At 72.4% G+C, this 19,863-nt stretch carries 11 protein-coding genes and 19 pseudogenes; 21 read left to right on the forward strand and 9 right to left on the reverse strand.

Annotation, left to right across the window (positions count from 1 at the left end):
* Nucleotide 1 precedes the first annotated feature (1 nt).
* Nucleotides 2-1,158: pseudogene (locus tag FF86_RS64085) on the reverse strand (cytochrome P450); the annotation flags it as partial.
* 72 nt (nucleotides 1,159-1,230) lie between these two features.
* Between FF86_RS64085 and FF86_RS13670 the strand changes: the two are divergent.
* From FF86_RS13670 to FF86_RS47895, 3 genes and pseudogenes are all read left to right on the forward strand, one after another.
* Nucleotides 1,231-2,134 (forward strand): annotated as a pseudogene (locus FF86_RS13670) (polysaccharide deacetylase family protein).
* A gap of 619 nt (nucleotides 2,135-2,753) precedes the next feature.
* Nucleotides 2,754-3,343 (forward strand): cytochrome P450 (locus FF86_RS64090; protein ID WP_313954331.1); only part of this gene is annotated, 590 nt, incomplete at its 3' end.
* A 1-nt stretch (nucleotide 3,344) separates the two neighbouring features.
* Nucleotides 3,345-3,554, forward strand: a pseudogene (locus FF86_RS47895) (cytochrome P450); the annotation flags it as partial.
* Between the two features lie 103 nt (nucleotides 3,555-3,657).
* Here FF86_RS47895 and FF86_RS47900 read toward each other — a convergent pair.
* From FF86_RS47900 to FF86_RS13690, 7 genes and pseudogenes are all read right to left on the reverse strand, one after another.
* The coding region (locus FF86_RS47900) for a cytochrome P450 (RefSeq protein WP_242418723.1) at nucleotides 3,658-4,036 on the reverse strand (379 nt) is incomplete at its 5' end.
* Between the two features lies 1 nt (nucleotide 4,037).
* Nucleotides 4,038-4,174: pseudogene (locus FF86_RS47905) on the reverse strand (cytochrome P450); the annotation flags it as partial.
* A gap of 1 nt (nucleotide 4,175) precedes the next feature.
* Nucleotides 4,176-4,223 (reverse strand): annotated as a pseudogene (locus FF86_RS47910) (hypothetical protein); the annotation flags it as partial.
* 1 nt (nucleotide 4,224) lies between these two features.
* Nucleotides 4,225-4,578 (reverse strand): annotated as a pseudogene (locus FF86_RS47915) (cytochrome P450); the annotation flags it as partial.
* A 1-nt stretch (nucleotide 4,579) separates the two neighbouring features.
* Nucleotides 4,580-4,935 (reverse strand): annotated as a pseudogene (locus tag FF86_RS47920) (cytochrome P450); the annotation flags it as partial.
* Between the two features lie 12 nt (nucleotides 4,936-4,947).
* Nucleotides 4,948-5,592 (reverse strand): annotated as a pseudogene (locus tag FF86_RS47925) (FAD-dependent oxidoreductase); the annotation flags it as partial.
* A gap of 787 nt (nucleotides 5,593-6,379) precedes the next feature.
* The coding region (locus FF86_RS13690) for a PDR/VanB family oxidoreductase (protein ID WP_242418724.1) at nucleotides 6,380-7,192 on the reverse strand (813 nt) is incomplete at its 5' end.
* Nucleotides 7,193-7,574: 382 nt separating this feature from the next.
* Between FF86_RS13690 and FF86_RS47930 the strand changes: the two genes are divergently transcribed.
* The 18 genes and pseudogenes from FF86_RS47930 to FF86_RS13745 form a co-directional block, all read left to right on the forward strand.
* On the forward strand, nucleotides 7,575-8,277 hold a 703-nt coding region (locus tag FF86_RS47930), incomplete at its 3' end, for an acyl-CoA dehydrogenase family protein (protein WP_396229868.1).
* Between the two features lies 1 nt (nucleotide 8,278).
* Nucleotides 8,279-8,717, forward strand: a pseudogene (locus FF86_RS47935) (acyl-CoA dehydrogenase family protein); the annotation flags it as partial.
* A 255-nt stretch (nucleotides 8,718-8,972) separates the two neighbouring features.
* Nucleotides 8,973-9,385 (forward strand): PaaI family thioesterase (locus FF86_RS13700; protein WP_242418734.1); only part of this gene is annotated, 413 nt, incomplete at its 3' end.
* 108 nt (nucleotides 9,386-9,493) lie between these two features.
* A complete protein-coding gene (locus FF86_RS13705; RefSeq protein ID WP_044886406.1) occupies nucleotides 9,494-10,354 on the forward strand; it encodes an alpha/beta fold hydrolase in 861 nt (286 codons plus the stop codon).
* A gap of 260 nt (nucleotides 10,355-10,614) precedes the next feature.
* Nucleotides 10,615-11,850, forward strand: coding sequence for an ABC transporter ATP-binding protein (locus FF86_RS13710; protein WP_044886379.1), 1,236 nt, complete (start codon nucleotides 10,615-10,617; stop codon nucleotides 11,848-11,850).
* Between the two features lie 124 nt (nucleotides 11,851-11,974).
* A pseudogene (locus tag FF86_RS13715) lies at nucleotides 11,975-13,105 on the forward strand (ABC transporter substrate-binding protein); the annotation flags it as partial.
* Between the two features lies 1 nt (nucleotide 13,106).
* Nucleotides 13,107-13,296: pseudogene (locus tag FF86_RS66170) on the forward strand (ABC transporter substrate-binding protein); the annotation flags it as partial.
* Nucleotides 13,297-13,339: 43 nt separating this feature from the next.
* Nucleotides 13,340-13,581: metallophosphoesterase (locus tag FF86_RS47945; RefSeq protein WP_255355784.1), on the forward strand; the 242-nt coding region annotated here is incomplete at its 3' end.
* Nucleotide 13,582: 1 nt separating this feature from the next.
* Nucleotides 13,583-14,206: pseudogene (locus FF86_RS13720) on the forward strand (metallophosphoesterase family protein); the annotation flags it as partial.
* Nucleotides 14,203-14,439, forward strand: a pseudogene (locus FF86_RS47950) (sugar ABC transporter permease); the annotation flags it as partial. The pseudogenes FF86_RS13720 and FF86_RS47950, both read left to right, overlap by 4 nt.
* 1 nt (nucleotide 14,440) lies before the next feature.
* Nucleotides 14,441-15,180 (forward strand): annotated as a pseudogene (locus FF86_RS13725) (carbohydrate ABC transporter permease); the annotation flags it as partial.
* Nucleotides 15,181-15,192: 12 nt separating this feature from the next.
* Nucleotides 15,193-15,361, forward strand: a pseudogene (locus tag FF86_RS66175) (carbohydrate ABC transporter permease); the annotation flags it as partial.
* A 1-nt stretch (nucleotide 15,362) separates the two neighbouring features.
* Nucleotides 15,363-15,677, forward strand: a pseudogene (locus FF86_RS47960) (carbohydrate ABC transporter permease); the annotation flags it as partial.
* Nucleotide 15,678: 1 nt separating this feature from the next.
* Nucleotides 15,679-15,757: pseudogene (locus FF86_RS47965) on the forward strand (carbohydrate ABC transporter permease); the annotation flags it as partial.
* A 1-nt stretch (nucleotide 15,758) separates the two neighbouring features.
* Nucleotides 15,759-16,038 (forward strand): annotated as a pseudogene (locus tag FF86_RS47970) (carbohydrate ABC transporter permease); the annotation flags it as partial.
* 88 nt (nucleotides 16,039-16,126) lie between these two features.
* Nucleotides 16,127-16,708, forward strand: a complete 582-nt coding sequence (locus tag FF86_RS13735; RefSeq protein ID WP_082122030.1) for a histidine phosphatase family protein — start codon at nucleotides 16,127-16,129, stop codon at nucleotides 16,706-16,708.
* Between the two features lie 171 nt (nucleotides 16,709-16,879).
* Nucleotides 16,880-17,233, forward strand: coding sequence for a VOC family protein (locus tag FF86_RS13740; protein ID WP_044886385.1), 354 nt, complete (start codon nucleotides 16,880-16,882; stop codon nucleotides 17,231-17,233).
* Nucleotides 17,234-17,690: 457 nt separating this feature from the next.
* Nucleotides 17,691-19,098, forward strand: a 1,408-nt coding sequence (locus FF86_RS13745; RefSeq protein WP_396229867.1) for a DUF222 domain-containing protein, incomplete at its 3' end; no start/stop codon positions are given.
* Between the two features lie 207 nt (nucleotides 19,099-19,305).
* On the opposite strand, the pseudogene FF86_RS47980 reads toward FF86_RS13745, so the two are convergent.
* Nucleotides 19,306-19,862: pseudogene (locus FF86_RS47980) on the reverse strand (acetyl-CoA carboxylase biotin carboxylase subunit); the annotation flags it as partial.
* Nucleotide 19,863 lies beyond the last annotated feature (1 nt).

The raw sequence follows: 19,863 nt of genomic DNA on the forward strand, positions 1-19,863 counted from the left end.
NCCGGCGACGAGGATGATGCCGTCTCCGGCGCGGAACGTCTGCCCGGCGAGCTCCGTGTCGGCAAGCGCCGTGCGTCCCGTCCACTGGACGGGCGGGTCGTAGCGCAGCGTCTCCTCGATCGCCGCCGGCACGAGCGTCCGGTTCGCCCCCAGCGCCGCGTACTGGCCCGGGTCCCGGGCAAGTGCCAGCACGGCGTTCGCGACCAGGTTCACGGTCGTGTCGTAGCCGGCGACGAGCAGCAGGACACAGATCTCGAGCAGCTCGTCCGCGCCGAGCCGGTCGCCCTGTTCCTGCACGGCGATCAGGTCGCTGAGCAGGTCGTCCGCGGGTTCGTCGCGGCGGCGGGCGATGAGCTCGGTGAAGTAGTCGGCGAATGCCCGGGTGGCCTCGGTACGCTGGGCCCGCTCCACCGGGTCGAGGACCTGGTCGGGGTCGAGGCCCCGGGTCAGCGCCGACGCCCAGCCGCTGAAGACCTTCTCGTCGCGCGCCGGGACGCCGAGCAACGAGCAGATGACCCGCAGCGGCAGCGGCCGGGTGAACGCCTCGACGAGGTCGACCTCGCCGCGGTCGACGGCCGCGTCGAGCAGCTCACCCGACAGCGCCTCGGCCATAGGGCGGAACCGGGCGATCCTCGCCGGGGTGAACGCCCTGCTGACCAGGCGGCGCAGCCGGGTGTGCGTCGGCGGGTTCGCCCGCAGCATCGACCGCAGGCCCTCATCCTGATCCGTCACCGGACGAAACGCGCTGCTCTCCATCGGGACGTGGCCCCAGGCGGGATCCTGCAGGACGCCGACGCAGTCGGCGTGCCGGGTGAGTACGCCGAGCCGGGCCGGGGACAGCCAGTGGCAGCGGGCCGACTCCCGCAGCGTCCGGTAGAGCGGATAGGGATCGCTGCGCCACCGCGGATCGAAGATCTCGCGCGCGCCACCGACCCCCGCCACGCCACCGGTCTCCGCCATGCCACCGGTCTCCGCCATGCCACCGGTCTCCGCCATGCCACTGACCTCGGCCACGTCACCGACGCTAGGCCGCGGGGACAGGACTGCCGCACTCGATATCCGCTTCTTATCGACCGATGCGGAATTCCCGGCCTCAGCTGGCCCATGCACGGCCACAGCGGGTGGCGTCGGTGCGGTCGACGCTGGCCGTGACACCATTGCCGGGGCCGGATCGTGGGATCCGGGGGTGGTCGGCGCCGGATCGTCGGGGCCGGATCGGGGGATAGTGCAATGCCGGCATCTCGCCGCGCTCTGGTCACCGGCGTCGCCGGAATGACGCTCGGCGTCCTCGCCGGCTGTGGAACCGACCGTTCCGCGGCTGCCACGGGCGGACCCGACCCGGCCGGTACGGGCGGGCCCCACCCGGCCGGTCGGCGGATTCCCATGGAGGCGGGTCTCGCGGCGACGCCGGCCGGGGTGGGCCGCGCCGAGGTCGTCGCCCGTTACGGTGGGCTGCGGCCGCACGCCTGGGCCCCTGGACCTGCCCGGGACGATCACGCGGCTGCCCGTCGCCGACAGGGCGCTGGCACTCACCTTCGACGCGTGCGGCGGCCCCGGTGGCAGCGGTTACGACCAGGGCCTGATCACCACGCTGCGCCGGTACGGCGTCCCGGCGACCCTCTTCCTCAACTCCCGGTGGATCGACGCGAACCGGCCCGCCTTCGCCGACCTCGCCGCCGACCCGCTGTTCGAGATCGCCAACCACGGCACCCTGCATCGGCCGCTGTCGGTGTCGGGCCGGTCGGCCTACGGCATCCCCGGTACCCGCGACGCCGGCCAGGTCTACGACGAGGTGGCCGGCAATCATGCCAACCTCACCGGCCTGCTCGGCCGACCGCCCCGGCTCTTCCGGCCGGGTACGGCGTACAGCGACGACGTCGCCGCCCGCATCGTCGGTGACCTCGGCGAGACGATCGTCTCGTTCGCGGTGAACGGTGACGGTGGCGCCACGTACACCGCGGCCCAGGTCCGCGCCAGCCTGCTGGCAGCCCCGCCCGGCTCGATCGTGATCGGGCACATGAACCATCCCCGCCGCGGCACCGGACCCGGCGTGGCGGCGGCCCTGCCCCGCCTGCTCGGCGCCGGCTTCCGCTTCGTCCATCTTCCGGCCGACCTGAAAAGCGTGCGCGCCTGATACCCGCTCCTTATCGACCGATGAGAATTGCCCGGCCCGCGGCAAAGAGCCCTTGACCGGCACCAACCCCGGACCCACGATGACGCCGCCACCTGCATTTCTCCGCGCGCATACCCGTGTTCCCAGTACCGCAGTCCCAGGGCCGGGTGGCGCATACGAAGGAGCGGGATTCATGACCACAGCGGAGATCGACGGCGACCGGGTCGACGCCCACGACGTGTTCGACACCGCCCACCGGATCGATCCCTACTCTCGGTACCGCCGGCTGCGCGAGGCTGCCGTCCCGACACCCGTCCGCCTGGGCGATGCCGAGGTGACGCTGATGTCCAGGTTCTCGGACTGCGCCGCGGTGCTGCAGAGCCAGGCATGGGGGCACGGCAACGTCGACCGGCTCAGCCCCTTCTGGGACCAGCAGGCGAGCCTGCCCGGGTCGTTCATCCGGATGGACCCGCCGGACCACCGGCGGCTGCGCACGCTGGTCAACAAGGCGTTCAGCGCCCGGATGGTCGCCGACCTCGCACCGATGATCACCAGCCTGGTCGACACGCTGGTGGACCGGGCGCTCGCCGCCGGCGGGCTCGACGTGATCCGGGACCTGTCCGCGCCGCTCGCCCAGGCGATGGTGGGCCAGCGGCTGCTCGGGGTGCCCGCGTCCGACGCCGAGCTGCTGCGCTCCTGGGAACTGGCGATCGCCCGCGGCACCGACCCGGACGGTCTGCTGTCCGCCGAGGACATCGCCCGCCGCAACGACGCCGGGGCGAACGTCGTCGCCTACCTGCAGGACCTCGTCGCCCGGCGCAAGGCCGACCCGCAGGACGACCTGCTCAGCCGGCTCGTCGCGGTGGAGGAGTCCGGCGAGGTCCTCACCGCGGCCGAGGTCCTCGGCATCTGCGTGCTGCTGCTCGTCGCCGGGATGGAGACGTCGATCAACCTGGTCGGCAACGGCATCCTCGCCCTGCTCGCCCACCCCGACCAGCTCGCGCTGCTGCGCGCCCGGCCCGAGCTGGCCCCGTCGGCGGTGGAGGAGATCCTGCGCTACGACACGCCGACCCAGTTCACGATGCGGGTCGCGCTCACCGACACCACCGTCGGCGAGCGCCGGTTCCGCCGCGGGGACGGGGCGATCGTGCTGATGGGCTCGGCGGGCCGGGACACCGACGTGTTCGACGGCGGTGAGCGCCTCGACATCACCCGCTACGCCGAACCCGGNCGCTCGCCGCGGCACCTCGGCTTCAGCCTCGGCCTGCACTACTGCCTGGGTGCGCCGCTGGCCCGGCTGGAGGCGACGACCGCGATCCGCACGCTGGTCGAGCGGGCACCGGCGCTGTCGCTGGCCACCGACGAGCTGTCCTACCAGCCGAGCCTCATCCACCGCGGGCTGAGCTCGCTGCCCGTCGACCTCTCCCCCGCCGCCGCCTGAACCGGCGAAGGGCCGGCGCCGCCCTCGGTCTCACCGAGGCGATGGCGCCGGCCCATGCGGCCGACCGGTGAGCCCGCGGCGTGGAACCTGGGTGCCGTGGAACTCAGGCGGCGTGGAAGCGCGTGGGGAGTTCGGCCAGGCCGCGGATGAGCATGTTCGGCTTGTACGGCGGCGTGTCGGTGAGCAGCTCCATGTCGGCGACCCGGTCCAGCACCCCGGCGAGCAGCAGCTCCATCTCGAGCAGCGCCAGCGGCGCGCCGAGGCAGTAGTGGTGGCCGAGGCTGAACGACAGGTGCCGGGCGATCGGCCTGGTGGTGTGGAAACGGGTGACGTCGAGCCGCTCCGGGTCGTCGTACACCAGCGGGTCGCGGTTCGCGCAGGCGATGAGCGCGACGATCCCCTCGCCGGGGGCGAAGACCTCGTCGGCCACCACCAGCTCGCGCTTGGCGGCGCGGGTGTTCATGTGGATGGGCGAGTCGTAGNGCAGCAGCTCGTCGACGGCCGGCCCGATCAGCTCGGGGCGCTCGCGCAGCAGCGCGACCTGGTCGGGGTGGCGGATCAGGGCCATCATCCCGTTGCCGACGAGGTTCACCGTCGTCTCGTGGCCGGCGATGAGCAGCNTCACGCAGGTGCCGAGCAGCTCCTCCTCGGTGAGCCGGTCGCCCGCCTNCTCGACGGCGGCGAGCTGGGTGATCAGGTCGTCGCCCGTCGCCTCCCGGCGCCGGCGGGAGACCAGTGCGCGGAAGTACGACAGGAAGTCGGGGATGGCGGCGTTGCGCTCGGCGAGCGCCTCCGGCGTCATCAGCACGTCGGGGTCGAAGGCCCGGGCCAGCGCCTGCGACCAGACCTGCACCAGCGGGTGGTCCTCGGCGGGCACGCCGAGGATCTCGCAGACCACCGTCAGCGGCAGCGGGTAGGCGATGGTGGCGATGAGGTCGAACTCGCCGGCCCGCAGCGCGTTGTCGAGCAGCTCGTCGACGAGCGCGGCGATGCGGGGCCGCAGCGCCGCCACGGTTCGCGCGGTNAAGGCCTTGGTCACCAGGCCGCGCAGCCGGGTGTGGTCCGGCGGCTCCATCCACAGGAACGACGCCGGGAAGGCCTCGGCGGGGATGGTCGGGTGCAGCTGGTGGGGCTCGCGGTCGTGGCCCCACTCCTGGCTGCCCAGCACCGCCGCGCAGTCCGCGTAGCGGTTGGCGAGCTTCAGGCCGAACGGCCCGGTGTGCAGCGGTCCGGCGGCGCGCAGTTCGGTGTAGATGGAGTAGGGGTCGTGTCGGTTCGCGGGGTCGAACAGCTTCGCGAGCAGCCGGGCCCCCGTCTGCTCGGGGGACGACTCGTCCGGTCGGTCGAGGGCCTCGGACGACGCGGGGTGGACGGTGACCATGCTGTGCTCCTTCTATGACTGCTCGTGGTGGGGGACGGCCAGGCGGTCACGGATGGTGAGCGAGGCGGGCGCGATCGCCCGCGGGGCGCCCGGGGCGAGCACCCGGGCGGCCAGCGCCGGGCGCAGCAGCGCGGTGGGCGGTTCGGCGAGGTGGACGACGCGCATGAGGGTGCGGGCGACGGCGGGGTCGCGGTGCGCGCGGCGCTGTGCCCGGGCCGCGTAGCTCCCGGTGACCCGGCCCCGCAGGGTGCGTCGGCCCACCACCGCGGGGTAGCGCAGGTCCGACGAGGTCGCCATGTCCCAGGCGACGTCGAGGACGGGCCCGACCGCCCGGTAGAAGCGGCCCGGCAGCCCGCCGAGGCCCTCGCCCTCCCGCAGGCAGTCACGCAGGACGAGCGCCTGCTGGGCGGCGACCGTCATGCCCTGCGCGTAGAGCGGGTTGAAGCTGCACAGCGCGTCGCCGAGCACCACGATCCCGTCGGGGGGGCGGCGCACGGCCTCGAAGTGCCGCCGGACCGATTCCCGGAACCGGTACGGCACGGCGTCGGTCAGCGGGGTCGCCGCGCGGATGAGGTCGCTGATGTCGCCGACCGGCAACCGCCGGGCGAACGCGGCGAACCCGTCGTCGTCGGTCGGGGGATGCTCGCCGAGCAGGCCNGCGAGGGTGACGATCCAGCGGTCGCCCTCGATGGCGGCCGCGCCCCCACCACGCAGGCCCGGGGTGGTGGAGATGATGACGCTGAGGTCGCCGCCGAGGTGCTCGGGGCGACGCTCGTAGACCCGCGAGGCGTAGCCGAGATCCACCGTGACGCGCGACGTCGACGGTGCCGGGTGCCCGACGGCGGCGAGCCAGTCCAGACAGCGGGAGTTGCGCCCACTGGCGTCGATCACCAGGTCCGCGGCGAGCACCGTCGACGCGCCGTCGCCGCCGCCGGCACGGATCCGCACGCCGGTGACGGCCCCACCCGCCCCGACGCCGTCACCGACCAGGCCGATCACCGCGGTCCTCGGCAGCAGGCGGACGCCGGGCAGGGCCGCCGTGCGCCGGCGCAGCTCGCGTTCGAGCAGCGGCCGACTCGCGAGCACCGACGTCAGCCCGGTGGAGACCGGACCGACCCGGCGCCCCTGCAGGTACCAGCGCCCACCGACCAGCGCCTCGCTGGTCGGCGCCCCGGCGGCGACGAGCTGCGCGACCAGGCCGGGATGCAGCTCCTCGAGGATCTCGCGCCCGCGGTCCATCAGCGCGTGCAGGTGCCCGGCCTGCGGCACCCCACGGCGGGCGCCCAGAGCGGCGCTCTCCCCGTCGGCGGAGCCGGGCAGGTCGTCGCGGTCGAGGACGCTGACCCGGCCGAAGGACTCGCTCAGCACCCGCGCGGCGAGCAGGCCGGCGACCCCCGCTCCGAGCACGACGGCGTGCCCGGAGCGGGGCGTCGAGGCCGGTCGGTCAGATGTCAAGGGTCAGCCGCTCCGAGCGCGCCCGGGACACGCAGATCATCATGGTGGTGCCGGTGGCCTGCTCCTCCGCCGACAGCACGGAGTCCCTGTGGTCGACCTCGCCGTCGAGCACGGTCGTCTCGCAGCTCGCGCAGGTGCCCTCGCGGCACGAGGAGGGGACGTCGAGCCCGGCGCGGTCGAGCGCGTCGAGCACCGACTGGTCGGCGCGCACCCGCACCAGCCGCCCGGAGCCGGCCAGCAGCACGTCGAAGGCCCGCTGGTCGGCCTCGTCCGCGCCGTCCGTCGGGCGGGGACGGAACCGTTCGACGTGCAGGCTGCCGATACCGCGGGCGGCGAACGCCCGCTCGGTGGCCGCCAGCAGCGGCTCCGGCCCGCAGCAGTACAGCCGCGAGTCTGCGGCGAGCTCGGCGACGATGTCGTCGACGGGCAGCAGGCCTTCGGTGTCCTCGGGCAGCACGCGCACCCGGTCGGGGTGGCGGGCGAGCTCGGGCAGGAACGCCATCCGCCGCCGTGCCCGACCGCCGTAGTACAGCCGCCAGTCGGCGCCGCGGCGCTCCAGCTCGTGCAGCATCGGCAGCAGAGGCGTGATCCCGATGCCGCCGGCGACCAGCCGATAGGACCCGCCGGCCACCAGCGGGAAATTGTTTCGCGGGGCGCCCACCTCGATTTCCGTACCCTTCACGACCTGTTCATGGAAGTAGCGCGACCCGCCCCGACTTTTCTCCTCCAGGAGCACCGCGATTCGCCAGGACCGGGTATCGGACGGATCACCGCACAACGAGTACTGGCGGATCTCCCCACCNGGTACCCGAATATCCACGTGGGCGCCCGGAGCCCAGGTGTCGAGAGCCTCTCCTTGCGGGNCCACCAGCACGACGACCAGCACGTTCTCCGCTGCCAGAGTCGCCTCGTCCACCCGCAGGACCGTCCAGCGAGATACCGAACTCACCGGCAAACCGTCTCATGCCAGGCATCACGCGAACAGCGATCAATACAACGGCAATCACNCCATCGAAAACGTCGATGGCCGACGACCGAACGCGCAGGGCACGGCAACAATGGCCCCGCGCGAATGACCCCGCGCGAATGACCCCGCATGCAGCACGTTTTTACCGGTGGGAGCANCCGTGAGCGAGACAATCGTCAGGCCCTCCGAGGCATCGAGTCCGCCGGATCCCGTGCTGCTGGCGGAACGCACCGCGCGGTTCATCCGGGACGTCGTCGTCCCCGTCGAGCGCGAGATCGTCGTCGACGGCCGCCGGATGGACGACGCGCTGCGCCTGGAGCTGGTGGCGGCCGCCCGGGACGCCGGGGTGTTCGGCCCGCTGTCGCCCGTCGAGTACGGCGGCTTCGGCCTGGACTTCCGCGGGCAGGCGCACGTGCTCATCGCGGCGGGCGCGAGCCTCGTCGGGCCGCTGGCCCTGCACTGCTGGGCCCCGGACGACGGCAACATCCACCTGCTCGCCGACGCCACCACTCCGGCCCAGCGCGAGCGCTACCTGGCGCCGCTCGCCGCCGGCGAGGTGCGCTCGGCGATCGCGATGACCGAACCCGCCCCCGGCACCGGATCCGACCCGAGCATGCTGCGCACCGTCGCCACCCGGGTGCCCGGCGGCTGGTCGATCACGGGTGCCAAGCACCTCATCACCGGCGCGGACGGCGCCGCGTTCACGATCTGCGTCGCGCGCACCGACGCCGGCCCCACGATGTTCCTCGTCGACGCGGACAACCCAGGGATGCGGGTGGTGCGCCGGATGCCGACGCTGGACTTCACCAGCGCCCCGGGCGGCCACTGCGAGGTCGCCTTCGACGACTGCCGCGTCGACGACGCCGCCGTGCTCGGCGAGGTGGGGCTGGGTCTGGAGTACGCCCAGGCCCGGCTGGCCCNGTCCCGCCTGACGTTCTGCATGAACTGGCTGGGCCTGGCGGTCCGCGCGCACGTCCTGGCCGCCGAGCACGTGCTGGGACGCCATTCCTTCGGCGCCCCGATCGCCGAGCACGGCATGGCGCAGGCCCTCGTCGCCGACAACGAGATCGACATCGCCGCGGCCCGCGCGCTCGTCCACGCCACCGCCGCGACCCTGGACACTCAGGGGGCGACCAGCTCGGCGGCCCGCCACGACGCCGCCATCGCGAAGACCTTCGTGTCCGAGGCGGTGTGGCGGGTGCTGGACCGGGCGGTGCAGCTCTTCGGCGGCCTCGGCGTCTGCGAGGACCACCTCGTCGCCCGTTTCCTCGTCGAGGCGCGCGCCTTCCGTATCTACGAGGGTCCCTCCGAGGTGCTGCGGGCCTCGGTGGCACGGCGGGTGTTCCGCCGCCTCGGCTAGCCCCGCCGATCGTGGTGTTCCGCGGAACCGCGCGTCGCGTCTGGAGTCCTGGCCGCGGCCCGACTCTCATGATCGTGGTGTTCCGCGGAACCGCGCCAGGCGATCCATCTCCATCAGCGGCACATCCATCAGCGGCACGTCCATCAGCGGTAGGAGACCCAGGTGAGCAACCCGTCAGTTCTGAGCCCGGCAGCACCCGGTTTCGCGGTCTTCGCCCAGCCGGGCGCGGGCGTGGACTTCGAGCACATCCGGCGGATGGCGAACACGGTGGTGCCGTTCGGCGCGTTCGTCGGCGTCGAGGTGACGGAGGTCGACGCCGACCACGCGGTCGTGGAGATCCCCGACCGTCCCGAGCTGACCAACCAGTTCGGCACCGTGCACGCCGGCGCGCAGTTCCTCGCGGCGGACATCGCCGGGGCGTGCGCGTTCGTCGGGGCGACGGCCGGCCGGATCGCCGACGTGGAATGGCTCGTCGTGCGCGACAGCTGGTCGTCGTTCCGCCGACCCGCCCGGGGCCTGGTGCGCGCGGTGGGAACCGTCGACGAGCGCGCGGTGCGCCAGGTGCTCGCCGCCGGCCCCGGCGAGCGCGTCGACCTCGACGGCAAGGCGGTGCTGCACGACGCCGCCGGCACCCTGGTCGCCACCTTCCGCTTCGCCTACGTCGCCGANCTCGCCGCCCCGGCCGCCCCGGCCGCCCCGTGACCGGCCCGACGCCCGGGACGGCGCCCGGCTCCGCACCCGGCTCGGCACCGCCGCGCCGGTCGGAGTTCTCGGCGCTGGAGGCGCTGCGGGTCGACAGCGTCGGAGGCGTGTCGTTCGTGCTGCGGGTGCTCCCCCAGGCCGATCCGGGCGCGCCGGTCGTGCTGATCCTGCCCGCGATGGCGCTCAAGGCGAAGTTCTACCTGCCGATCGCGCGGGCGCTGCACGCGGCGGGGGTGTCGGTGGTGACGACGGACCTGCGCGCCCAGGGCGAGTCGACGCCCGGCCTGCACGACCAGCCGACCTTCGGCTACCGCGAGCTGATCGAGGTCGACCTGCCGCGGGTGCTGGCCGCCGTGCGGACCCGGTTCCCCGGGGCGCGGCCATACCTGTTCGGGCACAGCCTCGGCGGCCAGATCGCCCTGCTGCACGCCGCCGCCGAGCAACCCGCGGGGGGCGGGATCGCCGGCGTCTGCGTCATCGGCACGGGGACCGTGTACTGGAAGGCGTTCGGCTTCCGACGCTGGGCGGAGGCGCTGTACTCGATCCAGACGATCGGCCTGGTCGCGCGGGTGCGCGGCTACTGGCCGGGCGGCATGCTCATCGGCGGCGCCATGCCCGGCCGGGTGATGACGGACTGGGCGCGGCACTCCCGCACCAGCCGCTACCGGCCGCACGGGACGACCCGCGACTACGACCGCCTGCTCGCCGAGCTCGACCTGCCGGTGCTGGCCATCTCCCTCGACGACGACCGGCTGGGACCGAAGTCGAACGTCGACTTCCTCTGCCGCCGCATGCCCCGAGCCCGCATCGACCGGTGGCACATCACCGCCGCCGCCGGCGTCGCCCACCGCGACCACTTCGCCTGGACGAAGGACGCCGCCGTCATCGGCCCCGCGGTCGCGGCCTGGATCCGCGAGCGCCGCAGGCCCGCGTAGCCGGATTCCTCTCGGGCGATTGGAACCTCCAATCGGGGGCGGTCACCGACATATTCGTCGCGATCCGTTCACCAACGATTCACCGAGACCTGCTGAACTGNAGCTGCCCGTCGACACGGAATTAATCGACACGTACACGGACCGGGTGCCGGGAATTCATCGGCCAGGGGACAAACCGGTTCGGCACTGGTCCGGCCCCGGCGCGCGCAGGACATAACACAGCTGTTTGGCAGATGCCGCCGGATCGGAGGGGGGAACCAGTGAGCCGTATTACCGTCGAAAACGTCACGCGCCGCTATGGTGACGTGCGGGCGGTCGACGGGGTGAGCCTCGACGTCGCCCACGGCGACTTCCTGGTCCTGCTCGGCCCCAGCGGCTGCGGGAAGTCGACGCTGCTGCGCATGATCGCAGGTCTGGTTTCCCCCAGCGACGGCCGGGTGCTCGTGGACGGCAACGACGTCACCGAAGCCCCGGCCCGCGACCGCGACCTCGCGATGGTGTTCCAGAGCTACGCGCTTTACCCGCACCTGACCGTCGAACGCAACATCGGATTCCCGCTGCGCGCTCGTAAGCAGCGCAAGGCCGACATCCGCCGCCGCGTCGCCGAGGTCGCCGACATCCTCGACCTCGGCGCGCTGCTCGACCGCCGGCCGCGTGCGCTCTCCGGCGGCCAGCGCCAGCGGGTGGCGCTCGGCCGCGCCCTGGTCCGCGACCCCGGCGCCTTCCTGATGGACGAGCCGCTGTCGAACCTGGACGCCCAGTTGCGCACCGCGACCCGCACGGAGATCACCGAGCTGCACCGCCGGCTCGGGCGGACGTTCGTCTACGTCACCCACGACCAGGTCGAGGCGATGACGATGGCGACGTCGGTCGCCGTGCTCAACCGCGGCCGCCTGGAGCAGCTCGGGACGCCGACCGAGGTGTACGACACCCCGGCGTCGGCGTTCGTCGCCGGATTCCTGGGCTCCCCGCCGATGAACCTGCTCGACGCCGAGATCGTCAGCCGCGACGGCCGGCTGCACGCGGTCGCCGAGGGCGTGGACGTCCCCCTGGGCCTCGACCATCCCTCTCACGAGGGCGAGCAGGTGCGGCGACCCGCCATCCTCGGCGTCCGCCCCGAGCACCTGAGCCTGCGGCCGGCCGCAGACGCGGGCCCGGCGCCCGAGGCCGGCGGTGTCCCCAACGGCAGTGCCCCCAACGGCAGTGCCCCCAACGGCGGTGCCCCCAACGGCGGTGCCCCCGCGGCGACGCTGCGCGGCAGCGTGCGCAGCATCGAGAACCTCGGCAGCGAGGAGATCGCCCACTGCCGCGTCGGTGCGGCCGAGGTGGCCGTGCGGGCCCGCCGGCCGGCCGGCTTCACCGTCGGCGAGGCCGTCGTCCTCACCGTCCGCCCCGAGCACACCCACCTGTTCGACCGGGAGTCGGGACGCCGGCTCGTCTGGCAGCCGGACCGGGACCCTCAGGTCCCCGCCGCCCGCGTCCCCGTCGCCACCTGACACCCGCCACAGCTCACCCGCTCGCACTGTCACCTCGCCGAGGAGCAGCACGTGAAAAGACCGTTCGCCCGGAGATCGTTCTCCCTGGTGGCCCTGTCGGCCGCCACCGCACTGTCCGTCCTGNCCGCCTGCGGCTCGCCCGGGGGCGGTGGCGACGACGTGGCGCCGAAGGCCACCAGCAAGATCCCCGAGCTCGGCAAGGACCAGAAGGTCTCCATCGTCTTCGAGAGCTACAACTTCGGGCAGGCCGGGGCCTGGACCGACACCTTCAACGAGCTGATCGGCAAGTTCGAGAAGGCCCACCCGAACATCCACGTCACGGCGCAGAAGCCGCAGGGTTCCAGCCCGAACCCGGCCACCGACACGGTGTCGAGCCTGCAGAGCCAGATCGCCGCCGGCTCGCCGCCGGACGTCGTCCAGCTCGGCTTCAGCGACCTCGACTTCGCCATCCACTCGCTGAAGGTGAAGTCGCTGGACGACCTGGTCGGCAAGGACGCCGTCCAGGCGAACTTCGACGGCGCCAAGTTCCCGTACGCCAAGACCGCGCGGACCCTCGGTGACTGGGACGGCAAGACCTACGGCGTGCCGTTCGTCTTCTCCACTCCGGTGCTGTACTACAACGCCTCCATCTTCGCCGAGGCCGGTCTCGACCCGGCGAAGCCGCCGACGACGTGGGACGAGGCTCGTCAGGACGCCAAGACGATCGTCGACAAGACCAACCACGACGGCGTGTACCTCGACTGCCTCACGAAGATCGCCAAGGACTGGTGCTTCCAGAGCCTGGTCCGCTCCAACGGCGGACGGGTGATCTCCGAGAACCGCACCACCCTGACCTACTCGCAGCCCCCCGCCGTCCAGGCGGTCCAGATGGCCCAGAGCCTGGTCAAGGACGGCCTGACCCCCGTGCTCGGCCAGAAGGAGGCCTACACGAGCTTCGCCGCCGGCAACATCGGCATGTTCCTGGAGACCAGCTCCATCCAGGGCACGTTCGTGAAGGGCTCGAAGGGCAAGTGGGACCTGCGCGCCGCGGAGATGCCGAGCTTCGGGAAGAAGCCGACCATCCCGACGAACTCCGGCGCGTCGCTGTTCGTGCTGTCGAACGACCCGGCCAAGCAGCGCGCCGGCTGGGAGCTGATCAAGTTCCTGACCAGCGAGGACGCCTACAAGACGATCTCCACCAAGATCGGCTACCTGCCGCTGCGGACCGGCCTCGTCGACGACCCGAACGGGCTCGCCGCCTGGGCCAAGGCCAACCNGCTGGTCGTGCCGAACATCGCTCAGCTCGACCGGATGGAGCCGTGGATCTCGATTCCCGGCGTCAACTACATCCAGGTCCGTGACGGGATGATGGAGGCGGTCGAAAAGATCGTCTACCAGGGCGCGGACGCGCAGTCGACCCTGACCGCTGCCCAGAAGCAGGGCGCGGCACTGCTCCCGAAGGCGTAATCCGATGACCACGACCGGACCGGCCGAGNTGACCCTGATCCAGGTGAGCGACACGCACCTGCTGCCAGCCGGCGAGCTGATGCACGACCGCGTGGACACCTTCGCCCTGCTGGAGACGGTCGCCGCGACGGTGGCGTCCTCGACCGGTCCGGTCGCTGGGATCCTGCTCACCGGCGACCTCGCCGACGACGGCTCCCCCGCCTCCTACCGGCGGCTGCGGCAGATCGTCGACCCGCTGGCGGCCACGTTCGACGCGCCCGTCGTCTACGCGATGGGCAACCACGANGAGCGGCTGGCCTTCCGCGCCGAGCTGCTGAACGGCGCCGGCGTGCCCGTCGGCCTCGACGGACAGGCCGGCCAGTGGTCGGCCGACCATCCCTGCGACAGCGTCCACCTGGTCGACGGCCTGCGCCTGGTCGCCCTCGACTCCACCACGCCGGGCCGCCACGACGGCTGGCTCACCGACGCCCAGCTCGCCTGGCTGGCCGACGTGCTGGCCACCCCGGCGCCCCGCGGCACCCTGCTGATCGTGCACCACCCGCCGCTGCCGTCGCCGGTGCCGACCGTGCACCTGTTGCGGCTCGCCGCCGCCGAGCGGCTCGCCGACGTCGTCGCCGGCACCGACGTCCGGATGATCCTCAGCGGGCACGCCCATCACGCCGGCGCCGGCGCGCTCGCCGGCATCCCCGTCTGGGTCAGCCCCGCCCTCGCCTACGACACCGACCCGCTGCCGCCCGACGGCCGGCTGCGGGGCCTGCTCGGCGGCGGCTTCAGCCGGATCGACCTGATCGACGGCCAGTTCGTCGCCACCGCGATCCCGCTGTCTCCCGCCGGCCAGGTCTACGACAACGACCGGGCCGAGAGGCTGGAGTTCATCCGCAACCTCACCCCGCAGACCACCCCGGGATGAGCGGGATGTTCGTCGAGGTCGCTCCCCCCACGCTGCCGGCGCCGATCGTGGCGCCGGCAGCCGCCGGGGGTCGGGGCCGGACCGCCCGGCGCCTGGCCCGCCGCCTCGGCCGCGGCGTCGTGCCCTACCTGTACCTCGTCCCGGCGTTGGGCATGCTCATCGTCTGGATCTACCGTCCGCTGGTGGAGACGGCGAACTACTCGTTCTACTCGTGGAACCTGTCGCCGACGCAGNCCGCGACCCCGGTCGGCTGGCACAACTACCACCGGCTGTTCACCCTGCCCGAGCTGGGCGGGTCGGTCTGGCGGACCCTGCTGATGATCATCGGTCTGCTGCCGTTCACCATCGTCATCCCCGTCGTGGTGGGGCTGCTCTCCCGCGAGGTGCGTGGCCGGGCGCGCAGCATCTACCAGGCGCTGATCTTCCTGCCGTTCCTGGTCGCGCCGGTGGCGAGCGCCGCGGTCTGGCAGTGGCTGCTCAGCCCCCGCACCGGAGCGGTGAACCGGGCGACGGGCTCGTCGGTGAACTGGTTCCACGAGCGATGGCCCGCCCTGATCGCCATCACCGGCATCACCGGCTGGCACGTCCTCGGGTTCGCCGTGGTCGTGGTCGCCGCTGGCCTGGCCTCGATCAACGGGGACTACGCGGAAGCCGCCTCCGTCGACGGGGCGTCGCGCTGGCAGATCACCCGCTGGCTGACGCTGCCGCTGCTGTCGCCGACGCTGGTGTTCCTGGTGTTGGCCACAGCGCTGCTGTTCGCGCCGCAGTGGACGTTCCCGCTGATCGACACGCTCACCCAGGGCGGTCCGGTCGACGCCACCACCAACGTCTACTACCTGCTCTGGGAGTACGGCATCCAGAGCTTCGACGCCGGCCTCGCCTCGGCGGCCGGAGTGGTGTTCTTCCTCGGGTTCGGGCTGGTGGCGGCGGTGCTGCTGTGGATTTCCGAGCGCGTCACCATCCACGACGACTGAGAGGGCGCCCCGATGACCAACTTCGACGCCCCGGAGACGCCGGGGGGTCGGTCGAGGACGCGCGTCGTCGTCGGCCACCTCACGCTGGCCCTGCTGGGCCTGGCCTGCGTGTTCCCGATCTACTGGCTGTATGCGACGTCGCTGCGGCGACCGAACGACGTCTACGAGGTCAGCCCGCTGCNGTGGCCGCTGTCCGTCGACAGCTACCGCACGGCGATCGACGAGGTCGACGTCCTGCGGCTGCTGCTCAACACCACCGTCGTCGCGGTGCTCACGGCGCTCGGGCAGCTCCTGACCAGCCTGCTCGCCGCGTATGCCTTCGCCGCCTGGAACTTTCCGCTCAAGCGGGTGCTCTACCTGGCCTTCGTCGGTAGCTGGCTGGTGCCGTTCCAGGTCGCCATGCTGCCGAACTACGTGCTGCTGCACCAGCTCGGGCTGCTGAACACCCTGTCCGGGGTGATCGTCCCGAACATCGTCTCCGGGCTCGGCGTGCTGCTNCTGCGCCAGCACCTCGACAGCTTCCCCAAGGAGCTGCTGGAGGCGGCGCGGATGGACGGCCGGTCGTCCTGGTCGACGCNGTGGATGGTGGTCGTGCCGAACCTGCGCGCGGCCCTGGCGGCGCTGGGCATCCTGCTGCTCGTCAACGCCTGGAACGAGTACTTCTGGCCGGCGCTGGTCCTGCAGCGGCACAACGATGTGCTGCAGCTCGGCATCCGCAGCTTCATGAGCGCCACCGAGGGCGACGACTGGGGCCCGCTGACCGCGACCGCCGGCCTGGCCTGCCTGCCGATCTTCATTATCTACCTGCTGCTCCAACGCCACGTCGTGAGCGGCTTCGTCCGCTCCGGCCTGCGCTGAAGACCCGTGCCGCGCGCGGGCGGGAACCCGACTCCCACCCGCGCGCGGCACGTCCCCTCGCCTACGCCGGCGAGGCATGATCGCGCCTGTGGTTGATCTGCTTCTGGTCCGTCACGCCGACTCGGTCGCCCCGACTCCCGATGGCCCCGACGAGTATCGGCGGCCTCTCACTGAGAAGGGGTGCGAACAGGCCCTCGACCTTGTTTCAGCCCTCGGTCACCATGGCCGCGCATCGCGCCTCCTGTCCAGTCCGTGCCTTCGCGCGATCCAGACCCTGGAACCGACTGCCCGGGTCGTGGGACTGCCCATCTGCCGCCGTGACGAGCTTCGCGAGTGGCGGTCAGGCCTGGCTCCGACGCGCGACTGGCAGGCCCACTACGAGCGGAGTTGGGCGCAACCCGGCACGGTCATCGGGACAGGCGAATCACTCGCCGAGCTCACCACCCGTGCGGGGAACACGGTTCGTGCGCTCGTGGGGTCGGCCGCGCCCGCGACGACAATCCTGGCTGCCACGCACGGCACGTGGATCTCTCGGGCGCTGCTCGCTCTCGGCCTTCCGATCGACTGCGCCTTCTGGCTTTCGATGCCGATGCCCGCGATCTACACGCTCAGCTTCGACGGGCCAGACCTGCGGCGCGCGTTCGGCCCGGGTCTCGAGAGCGGACAGTAGCGCCGACCACGTCCGAGACCGGCAGTGCCGACCGCAGACTTCGCGCCGATCCCGGAGCCGGTTCCGCGGAACACCACGATCGTTTGCAGGGACTCTGNGTCCAGGGTCCGGTCCCTACGGGCGATGGTGTGATGCCAGCCCGCCCGATCGCCGTCCTGGCAGGATGGCGGCATGGAACGTGTGCTTGGCATCGGTGGCTACTTCCTGCGGGCCGTGGACCCGGCGGCCCTGAGTGCGTGGTACCGCGACTGCCTGGGTCTGGACGTCGATGAGAACGGCCTGTGGCATCAGGGAGCCGGGCCGACCGTGTTCACGACGTTCGAGTCCGAGACCGACTACTTCGGGTCCCGCGCCCAGCAGACCATGCTCAACTTCCGGGTCCGCGACCTGGATGCGATGCTTGCGCAGTTGCGCGCCAAGGGAGCGGACGTGGCCGAAGAGACGCAGGACATGGAGGGTGTCGGTCGCTTCGGCTGGGTCACCGACCCGGCGGGCAACCGGGTCGAGCTGTGGCAGCCCGCCTGAGCGCGGCCGCACACTCCGCCACACAAGCACCCGCCACACAAGCACCCGCCACACAAGCACCCCCTGCCCGGCCCAGCACCGAACCCGCGCCCGCCTCCCCACAGACTGCCGGCCGCGTCCGACCCACATCACCCTGGTCATGGAAGTCGAGCTCGCGTCCGGCAGCGCGGCACGGCGCGGTTCCGCGGAACACCGACCTCAGGGAACACCCGGATCACCGGAAGTCAGGCCCGCATCTCTGAGCATTCCCGCGATCAACCGATCATCCGCAGACATGAAGATCGGTCCGCAGCGGTCGCGGCCCTGGGGAGGTCGTGGCCCTGGGGAGGTCATGACAGGCCCTGGTCACGGGTGTGCCGACCCGCCACAGTTGATCTTGATCGGTTTTTGTCGGTGGTGGGTGGGACGATGCTCGGGTCCGATGATCGACGACACCCCTGGCNCGGTGATCATGATGATGGCAGCAGCGGCAGCTCCTTCTCCGACGTCCTCACCATTCCCATCCGTTCTGGAGGTGGATGTGGAGACGGCCGCGTTGGGGGTGGTGGAGGAGGTGATCTGCCGCTGGGCGGGGCGGATCGCGGCGGCGACCTGCGGTTGGCTGACGGCGTTGGCGGCGTTCGACCGGCGGGAGGGCTGGTCCGGGGTCGGTATGGGGTCGTGCGCGCACTGGCTGGCCTGGCGGTGCGGGATCGGTCTGCGGACCGCACGGGAGCATCTGGCCACCGCGCACGCATTGGAGCGTCTTCCCGCGATCCGTGCCGCTTTCGCCGCCGGCACCCTGTCCTATTCCAAGGTGCGGGCGGTGACCCGGGTCGCGGAGCCGGCGACCGAGCAGGTCTGGTTGTCCCATGCCCGTTTCTGCAGCGCGGGCCAGATCGAGCGGCTGGTGCGGTCCTACCGGCAGGTCCGGGGGGATGAGCGGGTACGCCGCGCCGCCCGGCGGTTGTCCTGGCGGATCGATGACGAGGGGATGCTCTGCCTGCACGCGGTGCTGGCTCCCGAGGAGGGCGCCCGGCTGATCGCGGCACTGGACGCGGCCCGGGCAAGCCTCGAGGACACCACCCCTCCCCCTGCGGGCACCAGGACGAACGACAACGACGACGCCGCGGCAGGCGGCGATGGTGCGGCAGGCGATGGTGCGGCGGACGGGGCCGGGGTGGCGGGTCTGCCCGCGGACGGAGAGCGGGTGACCACGTCGCGGGACCGGCAGCGGGACGCCGATGCGCTGGTCGCCCTGGCCGAGGGCTTCCTCGACCGGCCCGCTCCCGGGCTGACGACCCCCGGCCACACCCTCACGGTGCACCTCACCACCCGCCCCGACACCCCCACCCGCCCCGACACCCCCGCCGGCCGTGACACCCAGCCCGGCGCGGAGAGCGGTGCCAGTGCCCCGGACGTGAACGACAGTGCTGCGGACGGCGTCGCCGGGCTGCCGGCGACACCACTGATCGGGATCGGAGCGTGGGCCGACGTCGACGGCGGGATCGGGCTGTCCCCACAGGTCCTGCAACGGCTCGGCTGCGACGGGCTGATCCGCGCGTTGCTCGCCGACCCCGACGGCAATCCCCTGCACCTCGGCCGCCGCCAGCGCCACCCCAGCCCACGACTCCGCGACGCCGTCTACGCCCGCGACCAGGGTCGCTGCCAGTACCCCGGCTGCGGACACACCCGCTGGCTCCAGATCCACCATCTGACCGACTGGGTCGAGGGAGGCGATACCGACATCGACCGGCTACTCCTGCTCTGCACGGCCCACCACCACGCCATCCACGACGAGCACATCCACCTTGACCGCGCCCCGGACGGCACCGTCACCGCCCGGATCCCCGACGGCCGCGCTCTCACCGAGGCCCCACCCATCCNCCCCGGCCCCGAACCCGCCGCCATGCTCGCGCGCGCCACCCGCCACGTCACCTCCACCGCCATCCACACCGAGGACGGCGGCCGGCTCAGCCTCCTCGACTCCATCCACGCCCTCCTCAACCCCTGAGCCAACCCCTGAGTGACAGACCGAGGCGGGGCCGGTTCCGCGGAACCGCGGAACCGAAGGGCCTCTGCACCGGTTCCGGTTAGGCCACTCGGGGCTCGGCCGGGGCAAGGAGGGTCTCGGCAAGGGAGGTGTCGTGCTCGGCGGCGCGGAAGCGCGGGTGGTCGAGCGCGTCGGCGAGGAAGCCGGCCGTCGTCGCCACACCGGCGCCCACGACGCGGGTCTCGGCGAGCGCGCGGCGCATCCGGGCGATCGCGCCGTCGCGGTCCGGTGCCCAGACGACGACCTTGGCCAGCAGCGAGTCGTACAGCGGCGGGATCCGGTAGCCGGCGGTCAGGTGGGTGTCGACGCGGACGAACGGACCGCCGGGCAGGTCCAGTTCGGTGACGAGACCCGGGGTGGGGCGAAAGTCCCGGGTGGGATCCTCGGCGTTCACCCGGCACTCGATGGCCACACCGCGGGCGGTGACGTCGGACTGCGGGTAGCCGAGCTCCTCGCCCGCCGCGACCCGGAGCTGCTCGGCGACCAGGTCGAGGCCGGTGACCATCTCGGTGACCGGATGCTCGACCTGCAGCCGGCAGTTGACCTCCATGAAGTAGTAGGCCCCGCGCGCCGGATCGTAGAGGAACTCCACGGTGCN

It is taken from the genome of Frankia sp. CpI1-P (genome assembly GCF_001421075.1).
Taxonomy (GTDB): domain Bacteria; phylum Actinomycetota; class Actinomycetes; order Frankiales; family Frankiaceae; genus Frankia; species Frankia torreyi.

Excerpts from the sequence above, each read along its gene's own strand:
- FF86_RS13740 (WP_044886385.1), top strand. The coding sequence starts at position 16,880 with ATGGAACGTGTGCTTGGCATCGGTGGCTACTTCCTGCGGGCCGTGGAC.